Annotated in this window: 16 protein-coding genes; 11 read left to right on the forward strand and 5 right to left on the reverse strand. The window is 57.6% G+C overall.

What is annotated here, in order from left to right; all coding sequences use genetic code 11:
• The coding region (locus GOW56_RS00005; protein WP_254447136.1) for an IS3 family transposase at nt 1-762 on the forward strand (762 nt) is incomplete at its 5' end.
• Here GOW56_RS00005 and GOW56_RS22045 read toward each other — a convergent pair.
• Complete coding sequence (locus tag GOW56_RS22045) at nt 716-1138, reverse strand: acyltransferase family protein (protein WP_371807860.1); 423 nt, start codon at nt 1136-1138, stop codon at nt 716-718. The genes GOW56_RS00005 and GOW56_RS22045 overlap by 47 nt on opposite strands.
• Before the next feature lie 109 nt (nt 1139-1247).
• On the opposite strand from GOW56_RS22045, the gene GOW56_RS00015 reads away from it, so the two are divergent.
• From GOW56_RS00015 to GOW56_RS00030, 4 genes are all read left to right on the forward strand, one after another.
• Nucleotides 1248-3131: a glycosyltransferase family 2 protein gene (locus tag GOW56_RS00015; protein WP_171204563.1), complete on the forward strand. Its 1884-nt coding sequence runs from the start codon at nt 1248-1250 to the stop codon at nt 3129-3131.
• A gap of 94 nt (nt 3132-3225) precedes the next feature.
• The gene (locus tag GOW56_RS00020) at nt 3226-3897 is read left to right on the forward strand and encodes a class I SAM-dependent methyltransferase (protein WP_171205013.1); all 672 of its coding nucleotides are present in this window, start codon (nt 3226-3228) and stop codon (nt 3895-3897) included.
• 22 nt (nt 3898-3919) lie between these two features.
• Nucleotides 3920-4972 carry a glycosyltransferase family 2 protein gene (locus GOW56_RS00025; protein WP_171204564.1) on the forward strand — a complete coding sequence of 351 codons (1053 nt, stop codon included), beginning with the start codon at nt 3920-3922 and terminating at the stop codon, nt 4970-4972.
• Nucleotides 4973-4999: 27 nt separating this feature from the next.
• Complete coding sequence (locus tag GOW56_RS00030; protein ID WP_171204565.1) at nt 5000-6895, forward strand: ATP-grasp fold amidoligase family protein; 1896 nt, start codon at nt 5000-5002, stop codon at nt 6893-6895.
• Between the two features lie 49 nt (nt 6896-6944).
• Here the strand turns inward: GOW56_RS00030 and GOW56_RS00035 are convergent, their stop codons facing one another.
• Nucleotides 6945-7247 (reverse strand): DUF6476 family protein, encoded by a 303-nt coding sequence (locus GOW56_RS00035; protein ID WP_152457651.1) that lies wholly within the window; start codon nt 7245-7247, stop codon nt 6945-6947.
• Here GOW56_RS00035 and GOW56_RS00040 point away from each other — a divergent pair.
• The 4 genes from GOW56_RS00040 to GOW56_RS00055 all read left to right on the forward strand — a co-directional run bounded on the left by GOW56_RS00040 (nt 7246) and on the right by GOW56_RS00055 (nt 10874).
• Nucleotides 7246-8280 (forward strand): RluA family pseudouridine synthase, encoded by a 1035-nt coding sequence (locus GOW56_RS00040; protein WP_171204566.1) that lies wholly within the window; start codon nt 7246-7248, stop codon nt 8278-8280. The two genes, GOW56_RS00035 and GOW56_RS00040, sit on opposite strands and share 2 nt — an antisense overlap.
• A 145-nt stretch (nt 8281-8425) precedes the next feature.
• Complete coding sequence (rpoH, locus tag GOW56_RS00045) at nt 8426-9322, forward strand: RNA polymerase sigma factor RpoH (RefSeq protein ID WP_171116444.1); 897 nt, start codon at nt 8426-8428, stop codon at nt 9320-9322.
• Between the two features lie 249 nt (nt 9323-9571).
• Nucleotides 9572-10546 carry a Gfo/Idh/MocA family protein gene (locus GOW56_RS00050; RefSeq protein WP_171204567.1) on the forward strand — a complete coding sequence of 325 codons (975 nt, stop codon included), beginning with the start codon at nt 9572-9574 and terminating at the stop codon, nt 10544-10546.
• Between the two features lie 58 nt (nt 10547-10604).
• Complete coding sequence (locus GOW56_RS00055) at nt 10605-10874, forward strand: DksA/TraR family C4-type zinc finger protein (RefSeq protein ID WP_170346639.1); 270 nt, start codon at nt 10605-10607, stop codon at nt 10872-10874.
• Nucleotides 10875-11581: 707 nt separating this feature from the next.
• On the opposite strand, the gene GOW56_RS00060 is transcribed toward GOW56_RS00055, so the two are convergent.
• From GOW56_RS00060 to GOW56_RS00070, 3 genes are all read right to left on the reverse strand, one after another.
• A complete protein-coding gene (locus tag GOW56_RS00060; protein WP_171204568.1) occupies nt 11582-13402 on the reverse strand; it encodes a M3 family oligoendopeptidase in 1821 nt (606 codons plus the stop codon).
• A gap of 85 nt (nt 13403-13487) precedes the next feature.
• Nucleotides 13488-14462, reverse strand: coding sequence for an alpha/beta fold hydrolase (locus tag GOW56_RS00065; RefSeq protein WP_171204569.1), 975 nt, complete (start codon nt 14460-14462; stop codon nt 13488-13490).
• A complete protein-coding gene (locus GOW56_RS00070; RefSeq protein ID WP_170344693.1) occupies nt 14462-14752 on the reverse strand; it encodes an SCP2 sterol-binding domain-containing protein in 291 nt (96 codons plus the stop codon). The genes GOW56_RS00065 and GOW56_RS00070 overlap by 1 nt, the downstream gene beginning before the upstream one ends.
• A gap of 30 nt (nt 14753-14782) precedes the next feature.
• On the opposite strand from GOW56_RS00070, the gene GOW56_RS00075 reads away from it, so the two are divergent.
• Together GOW56_RS00075 and GOW56_RS00080 are read left to right on the forward strand one after the other, a co-directional pair.
• Nucleotides 14783-15391 (forward strand): tetratricopeptide repeat protein, encoded by a 609-nt coding sequence (locus GOW56_RS00075; RefSeq protein WP_171204570.1) that lies wholly within the window; start codon nt 14783-14785, stop codon nt 15389-15391.
• Nucleotides 15392-15412: 21 nt separating this feature from the next.
• The gene (locus GOW56_RS00080; RefSeq protein WP_171204571.1) at nt 15413-18238 is read left to right on the forward strand and encodes a helicase-related protein; all 2826 of its coding nucleotides are present in this window, start codon (nt 15413-15415) and stop codon (nt 18236-18238) included.
• Nucleotides 18239-18242 lie beyond the last annotated feature (4 nt).

The following is an 18242-nucleotide window of genomic DNA, read 5'->3' on the forward strand; positions in this document are numbered from 1 at the left end:
CGTCAATACGGCCGATATGGCTATCGCAGGATTGCTGCGCTACTGAGAGAGGCTGGATGGTCTGTCAGCGACGGGCGGGTTGAACGGCTTTGGCGACGAGAGGGGCTGAAAGTGCCCACAAAACAACCGAAGAAGGGGCGGCTCTGGCTGAACGACGGATCATGTGTCCGGCTTCGACCGGACCATCGCAATCATGTATGGAGCTATGACTTCGTTCATTGTCGAACCGATGATGGCAAAGCTTTTCGGACGCTGAATATCCTTGATGAGCACAGCCGAGAGTGCCTGGCGATTAAAGTGAAGCGCAAGCTGAACTCGGTCGATGTGATCGATGCCCTAACGGATCTGTTCATACTGCGGGGTGCACCGAGTTTCATACGTTCTGACAATGGACCGGAATTTGTCGCCCAGGCTGTCCGAGGCTGGATCGCCGCCGTTGGCGCGCAGACGGCTTACATCGAACCTGGCAGCCCTTGGGAGAACGGATACTGTGAAAGTTTCAATGGCCGGTTCAGGGACGAGTTGCTCAACGGTGAGATCTTCTACAGCCTGCGCGAAGCTCAAATTCTGATCGAACAATGGAGGAGACACTACAACACAAAGCGGCCCCACAGTGCACTGGGCTATCGCCCGCCAGCGCCCGAAACCATCATACCAATGGATCGCAGGCCGACAATGCACCAACAATCAATTTGGACCAGTCAGATGAGGCTGCTCAGGGCACTCCTTTTGGGTAAGCCAGCGACATGGACATCGCGCTGATTATGAAAAACAGCGGCACCCCCATCGAAAAATAGTCGACACCCCAGTCTGTGTAATCGACACCAAGCGGATGAATTTTCACCGCGTGTACAAACACGACCGCAGACGCCGCGATACCGCGCAGTGAATCAAGGCCATGCGCCCTTTGATCTTTGAGATTGCCTGTCATGATCCACTCGAGATGCCGCGCCTGTGCTACCAAATGACTTCGACAGCGGTGAATGCCAGCGATAGATGGTTGGCGCGCGATGGCAATCCGAATGACGGTTTCAAGGCGGAGACACGCTGGGGGATCGCTGCGTGCGGGGCCGTGGCCGTCTGCGGGATCTGGAGTTGGCAGACGTTGAACCGGCGGGCTCGTCCACTTGCAATGCATTTCCGGGGCCCGTAACAAAGCCGCAGGCAGGGATGCGCGCTATACATCTGCAAAGATGCGTTTTTTCCCGCTATCCTGAATTTGCGGGCCACGGGTACAGGTAGACGCGATGAGACTTGTCATATCCACGATGAAAGACGAAGGGCCGTTCATCCTGGAATGGATTGCATACTATCTTTCGATCGGCTTCACCCACTTTATCGTCAATTCGAACGATTGTTCCGATGGCACCGACGCGATCCTCCAGCGATGCCAGGAACTGGGGTTTCTGGCGCATATCGACAATCCCGGCCCGTGGGAATTTGGACCCCAGGCTTCAGCTTATGCAAACGCCATGGAACACCCCTGGTGCAAAGAAGCCGAATGGATATTGGTCTGCGACGTGGATGAATTTCTTGATATTCGCGTCGGCGACGGAACACTGGACGATTTGTTTCGTGCATTGCCGCATGCGGACGGTTTCGCCGCAATCTGGCAGTTATTCGGGCACAACGGAATCGTCGAGTTCGAAGACAGGTTCATTGTCGAGCAATTCACCCGTGCGGGCGAGCTTGGCGCCGTCAGTCCTCACAACTTGCGGGCGTTCAAATCGCTGTTTCGCAACAACGGATCGTATCGCACAATCAGCACGCATCGACCGCGCGGCCCGATACCCAACAAGGCGGATCGATTTGCCTGGGTCGACGGGGACGGTGATCCGTTGCCGCCGGCCATGCGAAGACGAGGGTGGGCGTATTCATCAACGGGCGCCGGGTTCGGCCGCAGGCTTTTTCGGATGAACCACTATGCAGTGAGGTCCGTGGAAAGCTATCTGATGAAGCGGTTGCGCGGGGATGTGAATATCTCGAGTTTTCATCCGAAGATGGAGGCAACAGGTCAGGCTTACTGGAAGCTGCATTGCTATAACGACTTCGAAGAAACCTCGATCCTGTCCAAAGTTGCGCGACTTCGGAAGGTTTATGAGAAACTGCGATCCGATCCTGTTCTGGGGCAATTGCATCATCAGGCAGTTGCATTTCACAAGGAACGCATCGCAAGCCTCAGAAAAACCGAGGTGGCGCAGGATTTTGTTGCAAAGTTCAGCCGCTTTCGCAGCGGGCGCTATGTGAAGGCGCTGGAACTCGGCGTGATGGAAGATGGCGATCTGTCTTTCAACGCCGAAATGTACAAGGACCCGGAAATCACATTTGCCCAGGTCGCGAAATGGACGCGGCTCGGCAAGATGTCCAAGCCCGAGAACTCCAAGCCATACAATTTCCCTTGGTTCGTTCGGCTCGATGCCCTCGAAACCTCGTTTGATTACGAAGAGGCCGCGGCGCAGCATGCGCAAATTACGGATGCCAAACAGGTTTCGGTGCCGTTCGATCCCAAGGATCCTGTCTACCTGCCTTCTGCCCCTCCGGAAGTTGAAAGAACAAAAGACCAGCGGCAGAGTTTTCTTCGATCAATCAGTGGCAAGAAGAATTGGGTGCTGATCGGACATGTTGAGACTGAAATCATCGAAGAAGTACTTGATCTGGACGCTGTCGAGAAATTGACGGTCATAGGACCGTGGGGGCTGTCTTGGGACGGTTTTACATGTCCGGATGCAACTCAGGATCCCGAGCTACAGGCGTTGGATCGCACGTTTTATGCATTGCTGGAATATTTCCGCGACCCCATTCTTGCCGGGCGATTGCATATCTACCGGGCGCTGCCCCCCTTGATGCTGAAGCTGTTTGAAGACGAAAGCGTCGGCGTCGTCATCATCCGCGGGGTGCGGGCAGAGCAGGTGATGACCCAGCTGTTGCGCCGTATCGACCGGGTTCTTGCCCCCGGGGGCAGTATCGCGTTCACATCCTATCGCCGTCACGGAGGCGGGTCGTATACGGGTATGAATGCGGCGATGAACAGTTTCCTCGGGCGCAATGCTGCACGATACCGGATAACCAGCTTGCAGCCACCGTGGCTTGGCATCGACAAGTTGCCACCGCTTGGCAAAAAGGACACATAGCTTCTGGTTCTTGAGGCTGTGGCGTGGTAGCCATGGCGCAATGAACAAAACGGGTTTTGAGTGAATGGGATACCCGTCTGCAAGTGAGGTCGAGATGTCGAACGAACCCAAGGTTATCGGTGTTGCGCCCGGCAGCCAGAAGAAACCGAAGGCTGACAAGGCGACCAAACGCAAAAACAGCAAAGAAGCAATCCGCCGAACATTCCTTTCGCGTTTGCCAAAGGGGGGCTTGGCTGTTGAAATCGGTGTCTGGCAGGGTGAGTTCTCTCCGACCATCTTGAAACTGATCGAGCCCAGTCAGCTTTTTCTGATCGACCCGTGGAAGCATATTGGTGTTGAGTCGCACACAACCGCGTTTGTGGGTCGGACCGAAGACGAAAAGATGGAGGCCATCTTCCAGAAGGTCGTAAAGACTTTCGAGGCCGAGATCGAAGAGGGCAAGGTCGGTATTATCCGCGATTTTTCGGTGCCTGCGTTGGAGCTTTTTGATGATGAAAGCATCTCGTTCGCCTATGTCGACGGAGACCATTCGTATGAAGGCGTGACCGCTGATCTGGCCGCTTTGTTTCCCAAGATCAAACCCGGTGGGATCATGGCATTCGACGACTACCACCGCCGCGGCTGGTGGGGCGACGGCGTGATCCGTGCGGTCAACGAGTTTCTGGGTCAGCACCCCCGAGAGTTGCGCATCCGCGCGATTGCCGGCGCGCAGATCGCCATCGAAAAAATTGTCCCGCAAGATGACAGCAAAGGTCAGAACAACTAAGCGGCGGGGATAAGTGGCAGCGATGGAAAAGCCTGAAAAAGTCCTCATCACCGCGATGAAGAACGAGGGTCCCTATATTCTGGAATGGGTGGCCCATCACAAGGTGCTGGGGTTTGACCGGATCATTGTCTACACCAATGATTGTACAGACGGCACCAACCAGATTCTGAGACGGTTGCAGGACTTGGGCCATGTGGAGTTTCACAGAAACCGGGTTGGAACCGGAGGCATTCACCGGTCTGCGCTGAGGCAGGCACGGCGTTTGCCGGTGGTGAAAGACGCAAAGTGGATATACGTCGGGGACGCGGATGAGTTCCTGAATATTCACGTTGGAAATCACAGAGTTGATGATCTGATCGAGGCAACGCCCGGCGTTGACGTCATCTCCATCCCCTGGAAGATTTTCTCGAACAGTGGTCGGCATGTTATGCGCGATACGCTGGTGACGCGGCAGTTCTTCGATTGTGAACTGGATTTCGAACAAGGCGGGGCAGGGCGCCGGTTTGTCAAATCCCTGTTCAGGCAGGGCGATTTCTATCTTCGTTTCGGGTTGCACAACCCGCACCCCCGTGCCGAACTTCAGGCCGGCGTGTTCCGGTCCGTGCCCGGAGGGCACGCCACGGAACCTGCACCCTTCGGCAACCATGTCTCGCCTCCGTTTGGTTTTGAAGTCGCACAGATCAACCACTATGCCGTCAGATCCACGCAGGCCTATCTGGCAAAGCGCAGCCGAGGTCGGGCAAATCATTCCTCGCAGACACTTGGAACCGAATATTGGGACCGTTGGAACCGTGGCGGTGCCAAGGATGAAACAATCCTGCGGTACAAGGACGAAGTGGATGCGGTGCTGGAAGAGTTTCGCGCTGACGACAGGCTTCGACGGCTACATAGAAGAGCGTTCCGCTGGCACAAGGCCCTGCTCAACGATCTGCTGAAACTGCCAGAGTATGATGAGCTGTACCAGAAACTTCTTGAAAAACCGGCTGTGGATTTTGTCGCAAAGGACCGTGGCGTAAGGGAACGCATGTCGTCCAGCGCGCCGTCTTCGACTGACGAAAACCGGACAGAGTCCTGACAAAACAGCCCCTGGAGAAATAGACGAATGGTTGCGGATCACTCTCTTCCGACGATTGGGATGCTGTGGATGGAAGGCAGCTTGAGCTTTCTGGAGCAGATGTGCATGCTGTCATTCGTCGAATGCGGGCACAGGGTTGTTTTGTTCCACTATGGGCAAGTCGACAACGTTCCGGATGGTATCGAACTGGTGTCGGCAAACGAAATCCACGAACCCAGGCAGTTCATCGTGAACAACCAGTTCAAGACGCCGGTGCCCCAATCCGATATCTTCAGATTGCACCTGATGAAGAAAACGGATTTTCTGTGGTGCGACACGGATGTGTTGGCGCTTGCCCCGATCCCAAGGGCCGATCATGTCTTTGGGTATTTCAACCGCGATACCATCTGCAATGCCGTTATGCGGCTGCCCTTCGACAGCCCCACGTTGAACGCGTATTCCGAATACTGCCAGGACCCCTATCCGATCCGCCCTTGGGTTGAAGGGGAGGAACGGAAGGAACTGGAACGCCTTAAACAGGCTGGAGAGTTGCCTCATGCGTCAGATCAGGAACACAGTGTCTACGGCCCCGGTGTCATGACATGGTTTCTACGCCATTTTGACGAGTTGAAGCATGCCAGCCCCATACCGGTCTTTTATCCTTTGCCGTTCAGACGGGCAGGGCAGGCCAATGACATTCACGTCCGAGAGTTCAGGGACGCGTATATCAAAGAGGAAACGCTTGCCGTGCATCTGTGGGGGCGTCGGATGCGGTGGTGGATTGCAAACGGGATCAAGCGGCATTCGTTTCTGGATCGACGTTTGCGGAACCTGGGGGTGAGACCGGGCGACGCGCCTTTGCCGCGCCACGGCCGAGGGGGCCTCAAACCGGTGGAGTTTCCGGCAAACCTGCCCACCTTGCGCGCTACGACCGAAGAAATCCACGACGCCACCGGCGGCGTTGTTTCCGTTGCTCTGCTCTCTGACAGGGAAGACTATCTCAAGGCGGCACAGGCTGATCTCGACGCAATTGCAGCTGACAATCTGTACGGTGCCAACACCCCGCCACGCGTCGGTTTTTCGCGCGGTTGGGAACACTATGGCAGTGACCCTGCTCGGCTGAATGCGCTAGGTATGTCTTTGTACAACTATGCGGATAGCCATCGGTCATTACCCGATCTGCGCGCGCCAAAGACATTCGCCGAAAAGCTGGTGGTCATGAAGCTGTTTGGCGAAGTCCCTGATCCGTTGATCTCTGACCGGTCCAAATACGTGGGCAGCGCCTCGGAACTGCTTGCCTGCCCACAGCGCATGTGGGAGGCGCACATTCCGGCATTGCCCGAAACACTCGACCTCGGGCCCGGCCAGTATTGGTTGAAAGGAACGATGAGCCATGGTCACAAGCTGGCCCTGTCGTTCCCGCTGGATGGCCCGCAGCGCGACGATGCCAACCAGAAACTGGCCGCGTGGCACAAGACAAAAACGCCCGAAGGGTTCTGGACAGGCGAATGGTGGCGCGCCACGCAAAAGCCCCTCTATTACATCGAAGAAGACTTGTCCGCCGGGGATCGACAGGCCGGCACCTGGAAATTCTGGGTAATCGCCGGACGCGTGCAGCTGGTGCAGGTTGACCGTGACCGGGGGCGAGGGCGCATCCAGATGCTCCATGATCGCGACTACGATTACCTTGCAGATGAGCTGTATTCACCAACCAGCAGCACTGTTGAACCCCGGCCCGAACGTTTTGAGGACATGATCCGGATCGCTGAAACCCTGGGGCAAGACCTTGAATGCGCAAGCGTAGAGCTTTTCCCGGTTGGTGACAGGATTTGCTTGGGTGACATCATGTTGGCGCCGGTGTCGGGCAAGCACAAGATGCGGTCGGATGCGCTGGATCAGCGTCTGGGTGCTGCGTGGACCGGAACTCGGCTGTTTCCCGGCTGAGGATGGACGATTCCCGGATCTTTCATGCCGCCGGAACAGGCGGCAGGGCCTATTCGACCGCGATTTCCTGGCGCAGTTTTCCTGTTGTTTTGTCAAAGATCAGAATGCGATTGTCATCGGTTGCGACGGCATACCAGTTTGCCCCGATGGTCAGGGCCTGCGCCCGGGCGCCGTCGGGCAGCGCGATCTGATCCGGCAAGGTCGGTGTGCGGTCCGATAGGCGGATGACAATCAGGGCGAATGTCACTAGAACCCCGCCAATCATCACCGCGGTCAACAGCATGACCATCCGCCGCAGCAATCGCAGTTGCGGAGTTTCCTGCGGTTCTTGAGGTTCGGAAGGGACAGTCATGGGCACCCGCCAGATTGAGTTTCAGATCGCGGCCGATCCGCCGCCTCGCCTTGATAAGGCGCTTTCCCGGGATGTGCCAGACGGGGAAAACCTGTCGCGCACCCGACTTGCGCGTCTGATCGAAGGGGGCGCGGTGCAGATCGACGGTGCCGAGATACGCGACCCCAAGTCCAAGGTGGCCGAAGGGGCACGGGTCACGATTGCCGTGGCCGAGGCCGAAGACAGCCATATCGGTCCCGAGGACATCCCGCTCGAGATCGTCTTCGAGGATGCGGACGTAATCGTCGTCAACAAACCCGCAGGCATGGTCGTGCACCCTGCGCCGGGATCACCCAGCGGGACATTGGTGAATGCTTTGCTCCACCATTGCGGAGACGATCTGTCGGGCGTCGGCGGGGTGAAACGCCCCGGTATCGTGCATCGCATCGACAAGGAAACCAGTGGTCTTCTGGTGGTCGCTAAGTCAGACGCGGCGCATCACGGTCTGGCCGAGCAGTTCGCGGCGCATAGCGTCGAACGGTATTACCGTGCGGTGTGTTACGGGGTGCCGGATGCCAACGATCCTCGGTTGCGCGGTGTCAAAGGGATCAGCTTTGAACCCGGCAACATCATGCGCGTCACAACGCAACTTGCGCGACACAAGACCGACCGTCAGAAACAGGCGGTTCTGTTCCATGGCGGGCGGCATGCCGTGACACGCGCACGCGTTGTCGAGACATTTGGTGTGCCGGCGGGTGTTGCCCTGATCGAATGCTGGCTTGAAACCGGCCGAACCCATCAGATCCGCGTTCATATGGCCCACGCAGGGCACGGGCTGGTGGGCGACCCGGTTTATGGTGGCAAGCGCAAGCTGTCCGCAAAAGCGTTCTCTGCCGCCGCCGCAGGTTTTGTAGGCGCTTTTCCCCGTCAGGCGCTTCATGCCGCCGTTTTGGGGTTCGAGCACCCTGTCACCGGTGAATCCCTGCGGTTCGAGGCCGATTTGCCGCAAGATATGCAATGCCTTGTCGAACGTCTGCGCACACCGCTGTCATAATAAGCAAACTCCTGTGAAAAAGGGCTTTTTACCTTTTCTTAACGTAAGATTAATTCCAGACTGTTAGCAGCACCTCTTGAATGGGAAGGGTTCCTTACCCATATCCTATGTTAAACATCTAAACATTTGTCGGAGGGACACAATAATGGCAAACTACGCAAATCTTCCCGCACCGACGCCCGAGGGCGGCCTGAATCGCTATATGCAGGAAATCCGCAAGTTTCCTCTGCTAGAGCCGGAAGAAGAATACATGCTGGCCAAACGCTGGGTCGAAGAGCAGGACACCGAAGCCGCGCACAAGATGGTGACGTCTCACCTGCGTCTGGCGGCCAAGATCGCCATGGGCTATCGCGGCTATGGTCTGCCGCAGGCCGAAGTGATTTCCGAGGCCAATGTGGGCCTGATGCAGGCTGTCAAACGGTTTGACCCTGAAAAAGGCTTCCGTCTGGCGACCTATGCAATGTGGTGGATACGTGCCTCGATCCAGGAATACATCCTGCGGTCCTGGTCTCTGGTGAAACTGGGCACGACCTCGGCGCAGAAAAAGCTGTTCTTCAATCTGCGCAAGGCCAAGGCCCGCATCGGTGCACTGGAAGAGGGCGACCTGCGCCCTGAAAATGTCAAGAAGATCGCCACTGATCTGGGCGTGACCGAAGAAGAAGTGATCAGCATGAACCGCCGGATGTCCGGTGGCGATGCGTCCCTGAACGCCACGGTCGGGTCCGAAGGCGAAGGCACCATGCAATGGCAGGACTGGCTTGAGGATGAGGATGCCGATCAGGCCGGTGATTACGAAGCTCGCGATGAACTGGAAGCACGTCGGGAATTGCTGGCGGCGGCTCTGGATGTGCTGAATGATCGGGAAAAGGATATCCTGACCCAGCGTCGTTTGATGGATCAGCCGGTCACGCTCGAGGAGTTGAGCACTCAGTATAACGTAAGCCGAGAGCGCATTCGCCAGATCGAAGTGCGCGCGTTCGAGAAGCTGCAAAAGAAAATGCGGGATCTGGCGCGGGAAAAAGGCATGTTGGGCGTCAGCTAACAGTTGCGCCCTTCTTGCCTCGCAGGAAGATTCTTCGCGTTCAAGCAATGACGGAAAACGCCCTCTGATGATCAGGGGGCGTTTTTTGAGAATGTTTGCAGAAACTGAAGCATAGCCCTGAATCAATGGCTGAAGGTCGAAAGCTGTGTTAGGAAAAGACGTGTTTCGTTTTTGATTTCGCAGCAGAACGAGCGCTGGTGACCCTTCGGGAAGCGTGAAATTTGAAACAAGCCGAGTACGGAGGGCGCAATGCAAAGACCGGTTCAATTTGGTGTATTGGGTGCCGCGAAATTTGCCCGCGAATACATGGCCCCGGCAATACATGCCGCCAATGGGGCGCGCTTGGCCGCGCTGGCAACTTCGGATGCCGCAAAAGCAGAGCCGTTTCAGTCCTTTTGCCCGGATTTGCAAGTATTTGACAGCTATGATGCATTGTTGGCAGACGCCGGAATCGACGCAGTCTACATCCCGTTGCCCAACCATATGCATACGGAATGGAGCCTTAAGGCTTTAAAGGCTGGCAAGCATGTTCTGTGCGAAAAGCCCATGACCATGAAGGCGGATGAATTCGACGCATTGATCCAAAAGCGAGACCAAAGCGGCCTGTTGGCCGCCGAGGCATACATGATTGTCCATCACCCTCAATGGCAGCTTGCAAGGAAACTGATCGCTGATGGGGCCATCGGCAATTTGGTACATGTGACCGGTGCATTCAGTTTCGACAATCGCTCTGACCCTCGGAACATTCGAAACCGTGCGGAAACGGGCGGTGGAGGATTGCGTGACATCGGGGTCTACGTGATCGGTGGAGCACGCTTTGCAACCGGGCAAGAGCCTGTGTCGGTGCAATCCGCGATCCGTTGGCAGGATGATATCGACATCTTCACTGAAATACGCGCCCAGTTCCCCGGATTTACCTATTCCAGCTATGTGTCCATACGGATGCATCCCCATCAAGAGATGGTATTTCACGGCGAGAGCGGTTTGATCCGCCTGACGACCCCGTTCAATGCGCGTGTGTTTGGCGAGGCTCGGGTCGAGTTGCACCGGCCGGGGCTTGAAGTTCAGGTCATTCGCTTCCCCGGAGCAGACCATTACAAGTTGCAGGTCGAGGCCTTTTGCCGATCAATCAGGGATGGGGCGGAATATCCTTGCCCTTTGGAATTCTCACGCGGGACGCAAGAGGTGATTGATCGTGTCTTCGAGGGCGCGGTTTCACTGTAACTTGCGTTGCGGCCAACGGCTCAGCTATCCTGAGTTTCACAGTTTCAGGAGATGACCGATGGCCGGAGGTTGGGCACGCGACGGCGCTGTAAGCGAACAGATCGAAGCGTCGATCTCAGATGAACTGGCGCGGATGCAGGCGCAAAAGCGGCCCCAGGGCGAAAGCCTGACCCATTGTGCCGAATGCGAGGAACCCATACCGGAAAAGCGTCGCGTCGCGTTGCCGGGAGTAAAGCTCTGCCTGGATTGCCAGCAAGAGCGGGACGGCGCGTTCAAGGCGCGCGGCGGTGTAAATCGGCGTGGATCGAAAGACAGTCAGTTGAAGTGATCTTGGTATGGCCGCGATGAGCCCATTGTGTCGGATGCGCCACTGGTTATGAATGTCCGAAGTCGGGAACGCAAATAAGTCATATGAAGAATCTCATACTCTTCTTGTTTTGTTCAGTCGGAGTATTGATAACCCTGCCAATAGTTCTGGTTACGGTTTGGTGGAGTTGGATTCACTTTGTTCAAAGCCCGCGATTTGCTTCTACGTTCTTTGAGGACTTGCTAGATATCGAAGACGTAGTCGAAAGCCGCAGGTGGCATTGGGGCAGTCATCCATGGGCTGACAACGTATTTGGTTGTTCCTATGCAATTGCAAGTATTTCAGGGAACGCTGCATCAACCCCACCAGCGAACTGGCACGCCGATTGGGTCGAAACACCAGTTGCCGTCCCTGAAGGTCGCCACGATATCCTTGGCGCATGCACCTATCTTTGGCCAGAAGAGCTCAACGCTCGACTAATCCGAGCGCATGACGAACCAGGTTCATATTATTCCTCCAACTCAGAGACTTTGTTGCTTTATTCACCCAAAGAGAGAATCGCCGCAAGTATACGCTTCGGGGATTAAGCCGCCATTGGAACAAGCATACCAAATGGCGGTAATGTCCCACGTAGCGGACGCTTGCATTCAACAGCCCCTTGGGCGCGACAGTGCCGAGGAAGGAGGATTTCCACAAGGCAGATGTCGCCACCCTCTGTTACGGGCTTCTCAGCCCTCCATCGCCTCCAGCTCGTCAATGAAGCCCGAGATCATCGACAGGCCCTTGTCCCAGAATTTCGGGTCGCTGGCATCCAGCCCGAACGGGGCCAGCAGTTCTTTGTGGTGCTTTGATCCACCTGCGCGCAGCATTTCGAAATACTTGTCCTCGAAACCTTCGGCCCCGCTTTCATAGACCGAGTATAGCGCGTTCACCAACCCGTCGCCGAAGGCATAGGCGTAAACGTAGAAGGGCGAATGAACAAAGTGCGGGATATAGGCCCAGAAGGTCTCGTACCCGTCCATGAATTCGAATGCCGGGCCAAGACTTTCGGCCTGAACGCTCATCCACAGGGCATTGATGTCGTCTGGGGTCAGCTCCCCCTCGCGGCGGGCGGCGTGCAGTTTGCATTCAAAGTCGTAGAAGGCGATCTGGCGGACCACCGTGTTGATCATGTCCTCGACCTTGCCGGCCAGCAGAACCTTGCGCTGTTCGGGCGTTTCGGCCTGGTCCAGCATCTTGCGGAAAGTTAGCATCTCGCCGAAGACGCTGGCGGTTTCGGCCAGCGTCAGCGGCGTCGAGGACAGCATCTCGCCCTGATCGGCAGCCAGCACCTGATGCACGCCGTGGCCCAGCTCGTGCGCAAGCGTCATCACGTCGCGCGGTTTGCCCAGATAGTTGAGCATCACGTAAGGATGCACCTCGGTCACGGTGGGATGCGCGAAGGCGCCCGGAGCCTTGCCGGGCTTCACCGCCGCGTCGATCCAGCCTTTAGAGAAGAACGGCGCCGCGATGTCGGCCATGCGGGGATCGAAGGCGGCGTAGGCTTCCATCACGGTTTTCTCGGCGTCCTCCCACGACACGGTGCGGGTGTCTTCCATCGGCAGCGGCGCGTTGCGGTCCCAGACCTGCATCACATCCAGCCCCAGCCACTTTCGCTTGAGCTCATAGTACCGATGGCTGAGTTTGGGATAGGCGGCCACGACCGCCTCGCGCAGGGCTTCGACCACTTCGGGCTCGACATCGTTCGACAAGTGACGCCCTGTTTGCGCGGTCGGCATCTTGCGCCAGCGATCGACGATTTCTTTCTCTTTGGCCTGCGTGTTGTGGACACGGGCAAATGTTTTGATGTTCTCCTGAAACACGCGCGCCAGTTCGCGCGCCGCGGCCTCGCGCTTGGACCGGTCCTGTTCGGTCAGCAGGTTCAGGGTGCCTTCGATGTTCAGTTCGTCGCCGTCCACCGTAAAGGTCAGTCCGGCGATGGTTTCGTCGAAAAGACGCTCCCACGCGTCGCCGACAACGCCCAGATCGTGCAGGAATTTTTCCAGCTCGTCAGACAGCTGATAGGGCTTCATCGCGCGGATGCGCCGGAACACGGGCTCGTATCGGGCAAGATCTGGGTTGGCAGCAAAATGCGCCCCAAGCACATCATCTTCGATCCGGTTGATCTCGAGCGTGAAAAACACCAGAGGCGTCGTGAACACGGTGATCTTTTCCTGCATGTCCGACAGGAACTTGGCCCGCTCTGCGTCGGTGGTCAGCTGGTAATAGCGCAGACCGGCAAAGGACATGATACGGCCTGCGACGGCGTTGATCTTTTCATTGCGCTGAACGCAGGCCAAAAGGGCCGCGGCGTCCAGTTCTGCCAGCTTGCCTTCATAGTCAGCAGCGAAAGCCGCACATTCGCCCTCCAGCCAGTCCAGGTCGCGCGCCAGTTCGGGCGCCTCTTCGGATGCGTAGAGATCCGTAAGATCCCATTCGGGCAGATTGCCCAGATTGTCGGCACCGCCCATTGCGTTTGCGTCACGGACGGGAAAGGGAAGGTCGCGCATGGATCACCTTTTGTAGACTGCTTTTGCAAACATCTAGGGCTGGCGCGCCCGGATCACAAGCGGCCAGTCCCGAAGGTGAAAAGGTTTACGAGGAAACCAGCCTGGACGCCCCATTTGATTGGTTGGCCAGGAAATGCTTGGCAAGCTGGTCCAGAACCGGCCCCCGAACGTCGGGTGCTTCCATCAGTACCTCGTGTTCTCCGTCGGGGATTTCGATCAATGTGCCGTTCGGCCAATTGGCCATACGTGCCCGTATGGCCTTGCGATCGACGATTTGTTCGTGGCTGCCCAGAAAAGTCAGACAGGGTGTCTTCGGCGCGGGCTGTTCCATCAACCATTCACATTCGTCCAGCGACTCGCGCAGCCAGCGGTTTGAGGGGGCACCAAGTGCCAGTTCGGGATGCGCATTCAGCTGATCTTGCATCATCCGGTACATGTCGGGGTCGCGGGTCAGCATATTCCCGTCGAAAGGTTGCGACAGGACATAGCTTTCAAGCGTTGTGGTCGGGGGGGTGCGTTCGCCAAGGCCAAGCGCCGTGCCCCAATAGGCCGTAACGCGGCTCAGAGGTTTCATCACCGGAGTGAAGAAAATTCCCCACATCGGGCCCGTGAACGCGCAAGCGGCAAAGCACCCTTTTTCGATGACGGCACGCAACCCGATGGCGCCGCCCATCGAATGCCCCACGACGTACCACGGCTTCGGCAAATCCAAAGCGTCTGCAAGGTCCAGGGTTGCCTGAACATCGTGCTGGTAATCGGTGAAATGATCGACATGGCCGATGCGTGGGTTTTCCAGCAGCCGATCCGCAAGACCCTGACCGCGCCAGTCGACGGCCAGCACCGCGAAGCCACGATTCACGAATTCTTGGGCGGTATTGCCATACTTTTCGATGTATTCGGTGCGTCCGGGAAACACCATGACGGTGCCATGGGCGCGACCAACCGGACGCCAGTGACCCACGCGAATGCGTTTTTGGTCAGACGTCATCAACCAATGGGCCTGTCCACCGGCAGGTCCGCCGGCCACGTCTTCAAAAAAGGGGGCCGGCGACAACTCCATCAGGCCAGCACCGAGGCAAGCTTCATGGCAACGCCCATGTCGCCATCAATGCTCAGCTTTCCGGACATGAACGCGCCGGTCGGATTCAGTTCACCGCTGAGGATCTGTTCGAACGTTTCTACGTCAGCGCTCATGGTGACATTGGCCTCTTCATCGCTGACCCGCGCACCGTTTTCGTCCAGAACGATCGAACCCAGATCGGTGATGGCAAACTTGGCCGTGTCATCAAACGCGCCGCCATCCAGTTTTTCGTTCAGCGCGGCAGCTGCCTTTTCAAGAGTCTCGCTCATGCTTTTCCTCATATTGTTAGTGCGCCGTGAATGGACATCCCCGGTCGCAACGCTACACTGACTATTGTTATGAGCATTGCAATTCACAATCTCAAAGGTACCGTTGCGGCACTTTTTGTCCTAGTCACGTTTTCCACCAATTGTTTCGCGCAGCAGGCGGATTCACGGGACGAGGATGAGTTGCTGCAAAAACTGGCGCAGTCGACCCCGGAACAGGCAATTGCACTGGATCGGCAGTTGCAGGCGCTGTGGTCGCAATCGGGGTCTGCGTCGGCTGATCTGCTGCTGGAGCGGGGACGCGAGGCCTTGGATGAGGGCGACGTCGACGCTGCTCTGGATCATCTGACCGCGCTGACGGATCACGCGCCTGATTTTGCCGAAGGCTGGCATCTGCGCGCATCTGCCTTTTTCGGGGTCGAGCGATTTGGTATGGCGGCCGCCGATCTGGAACATGTGCTGACGCTGAATCCAAATCACTATGAGGCGATTTACGGTCTGGGTCTGATCTTTGAAGTTATCGGGGAACCTCGGAAAGCCTACGAGGCTTATTCTCGGGCGTTGTCTATACATCCTCATCACGAAGAAGTAACCAATGCCGTGAATCGGCTGAAGCCTCAGGTTGAAGGCAAGGCGCTGTAAGGCTCGGGGCAGGGGGCGAATGTGAGCGGGTCATCCCGAATCGTGGCCGTACTTGGCCCGACCAACACTGGTAAAACCCATTACGCTATCGAACGCATGCTGGGCCATCGGACCGGCGTGATCGGTCTGCCGCTGCGCCTGCTGGCGCGCGAGGTCTATGACAAGATCGTTGCGATCCGTGGGCCGTCGGTGGTGGCGCTGGTCACGGGTGAAGAACGGATCGTACCGCCCCGCGCCCAGTATTGGGTGTGCACGGTTGAGGCGATGCCGGAAGGCATGGGCGCTGATTTTGTTGCCATCGATGAGATCCAGCTCTGTGCCGATCCGGAACGGGGTCACGTCTTCACCGACCGTCTGCTTAGGTCTCGCGGCACGAACGAGACATTGTTCCTGGGCTCGGACACAATGCGTGGCCCGATTTCGGCGCTGGTCCCCCAGGCGCAGTTCGTGCGGCGAGAGCGGATGTCACAGCTGGTTTACTCGGGCTCCAGAAAGATCAGCCGGATGCCTGCGCGCAGCGCCATCGTGGGGTTCTCGGTTGAAAACGTCTATGCCATCGCCGAATTGCTGCGCCGCCAGAAAGGTGGTGCCGCGGTGGTCATGGGGGCGCTCAGCCCGCGGACCCGGAATGCACAGGTGGACCTGTATCAAAACGGCGAGGTTGATTACCTGGTTGCCACGGACGCTATCGGGATGGGGTTGAACCTGGATGTGAACCACGTTGCGTTTTCATCCCTGTCCAAATTCGATGGGCGCAGGATGCGTCCGCTTGCGCCGAACGAGCTGGCACAGATCGCAGGCCGGGCAGGTCGCGGGATGTCGGATGGCACCTTCGGCGTAACCGGAGAGGCCCCGCCGCTGGACGAGGGCGTGGCACAGGCGATAATGGACAGCCGGTTTACGCCGATGAAAAAGCTGAACTGGCGGAACGCCGCCCTTCGGTTCGGCTCGATTGAAGCGTTGATCGACTCGCTTGAGGTCAGCCCGGATGATGAACACCTGATCAAGGCCCGCCCTGCTGATGACCTGAACGCGTTGAAATCGCTGTCGCAAGTGACCGAGGTTGTCGCCCGGGCAAGCGACGGCCCGTCCATCCGGTTGTTGTGGGATGTGTGCAGAATCCCTGATTTTCGCGGTATCAGCCACGCGGAACACGCCAGCTTGCTGGAGGGGATCTATGGCCATCTGCATGAACGGGGAACTATTCCCGACGAGTTCATGGCACGGCAGATCAGACGGATCGATCAGACCCACGGCGATATCGACGCGTTATCTAAAAGATTGGCATATATTCGCACGTGGACATATGTTGCGCAGCGAAAAGGGTGGGTTCGTGACGAATCACATTGGCGTGACGAAACCCGCACTGTAGAAGACAGACTGTCCGACGCTCTGCATGAGCGTCTCACGCAAAGATTTGTGGATCGGCGCACATCCGTTTTGTTGCGCCGGCTCAAGCAGAAGGAGGCCCTTTTGGCCGAAGTAAATGACAAGGGTGAAGTGACCGTCGAAGGCGAATTCGTCGGTCGTCTGGAAGGGTTCCGGTTCATCCCGGACAAAAGCGCGCAGGGAACCGAGGCGAAAGCTCTGAAATCGGCGTCTCTGCAAGCACTCGCGCCGCAATTCCATCTGCGCGCCGATCGCTTCTACAACGCGCCCGATACTGAAATTGATTTCACTGATCAGGGTGGCCTGATGTGGGGTGAATACGCCGTCGGCAAGCTGGTTGCCGGTGCGGAACCTCTCAAACCTATGGTCGAAGTTTTCGTTGATGAAGCCGCGGGGCCGGACGTCGAGCAGAAAGTGCAGCGCCGTTTGCAGCACTTCATCGACCGCAAGGTGGCCGCTCTGTTCGAGCCGCTGCTGAACCTGTCCCGCGATGAGGAACTCAGCGGCCTTGCCAAGGGTTTTGCTTTCCGCATGGTCGAAGCTTTGGGTATCCTGCCCCGCGCACAGGTCGCACAAGAGGTCAAGGATCTTGATCAGGACGCCCGTGGCGCCTTGCGCAAGCATGGTATCCGGTTCGGCCAGTTCACCATCTTCATGCCGCTGCTGCTGAAACCGGCCCCGACGCGTCTGCGTCTTGTGCTTTGGGCGCTGTCCAGCGGTTTGCAGGAATTCCCCGAAGCACCGCCTCCGGGATTGGTGACCGTGCCGGTCGCCAAGGATGCACCGCAGGGCTATGACACCATGTGTGGCTACCGCGATGCGGGCGAGCGTTCGATCCGTATCGACATGCTGGAACGTTTGGCGGACATGCTGCGCGCTGAAGACAGCCGCGGCGGGTTCGAAGCCAAACCCGATATGCTGTCGATCACCGGGATGACGCTGGATCAGTTCGCTGATCTGATGCAGGGGCTGGGATACAAGGCGGAACGCGGCGAGCGGCCGAAAGTCAAACCTGCACCGGTCGAACGACCGGCGGCAGATGACGCTGACAAACCGACCGCCGAAGAAGCCCCGGCAAGTGAAGTCGCGGCAGAAGAGGTCGCAGCACCCGCCGAGGCGGCAGCCGAGGCCACCGAAAGTACCGAGGCGGCAGCCGAGGCTGGCGCGGAAAGCCATCCCGCAGAACCAGTTTCTGACGAACCCGAGGTTGAAGTGTTCTATACCTTCACCTGGGCCCGTCAGCGACAGCCCAACCGGGCCCCGCGTCGCGAACAGGGACAGGGCAAGGGCAAACCGCGTGGCAAACCGCAGGATGGCCGTGGCAAACCTCACGGCAAGAAGGGCGGCAAACCTCAGGGCGCCAAGACCTTCTCGTCACGGCCTCCGAAAAAGGAAAAGGCGATTGATCCCGACAACCCGTTTGCTGCTGCGCTGATGGGTTTGAAGGACGGTAACTGATCCG

The sequence above is a fragment of the Ruegeria sp. HKCCA0235A genome, assembly GCF_013033235.1.
In the GTDB taxonomy this organism is placed as follows: domain Bacteria; phylum Pseudomonadota; class Alphaproteobacteria; order Rhodobacterales; family Rhodobacteraceae; genus Ruegeria.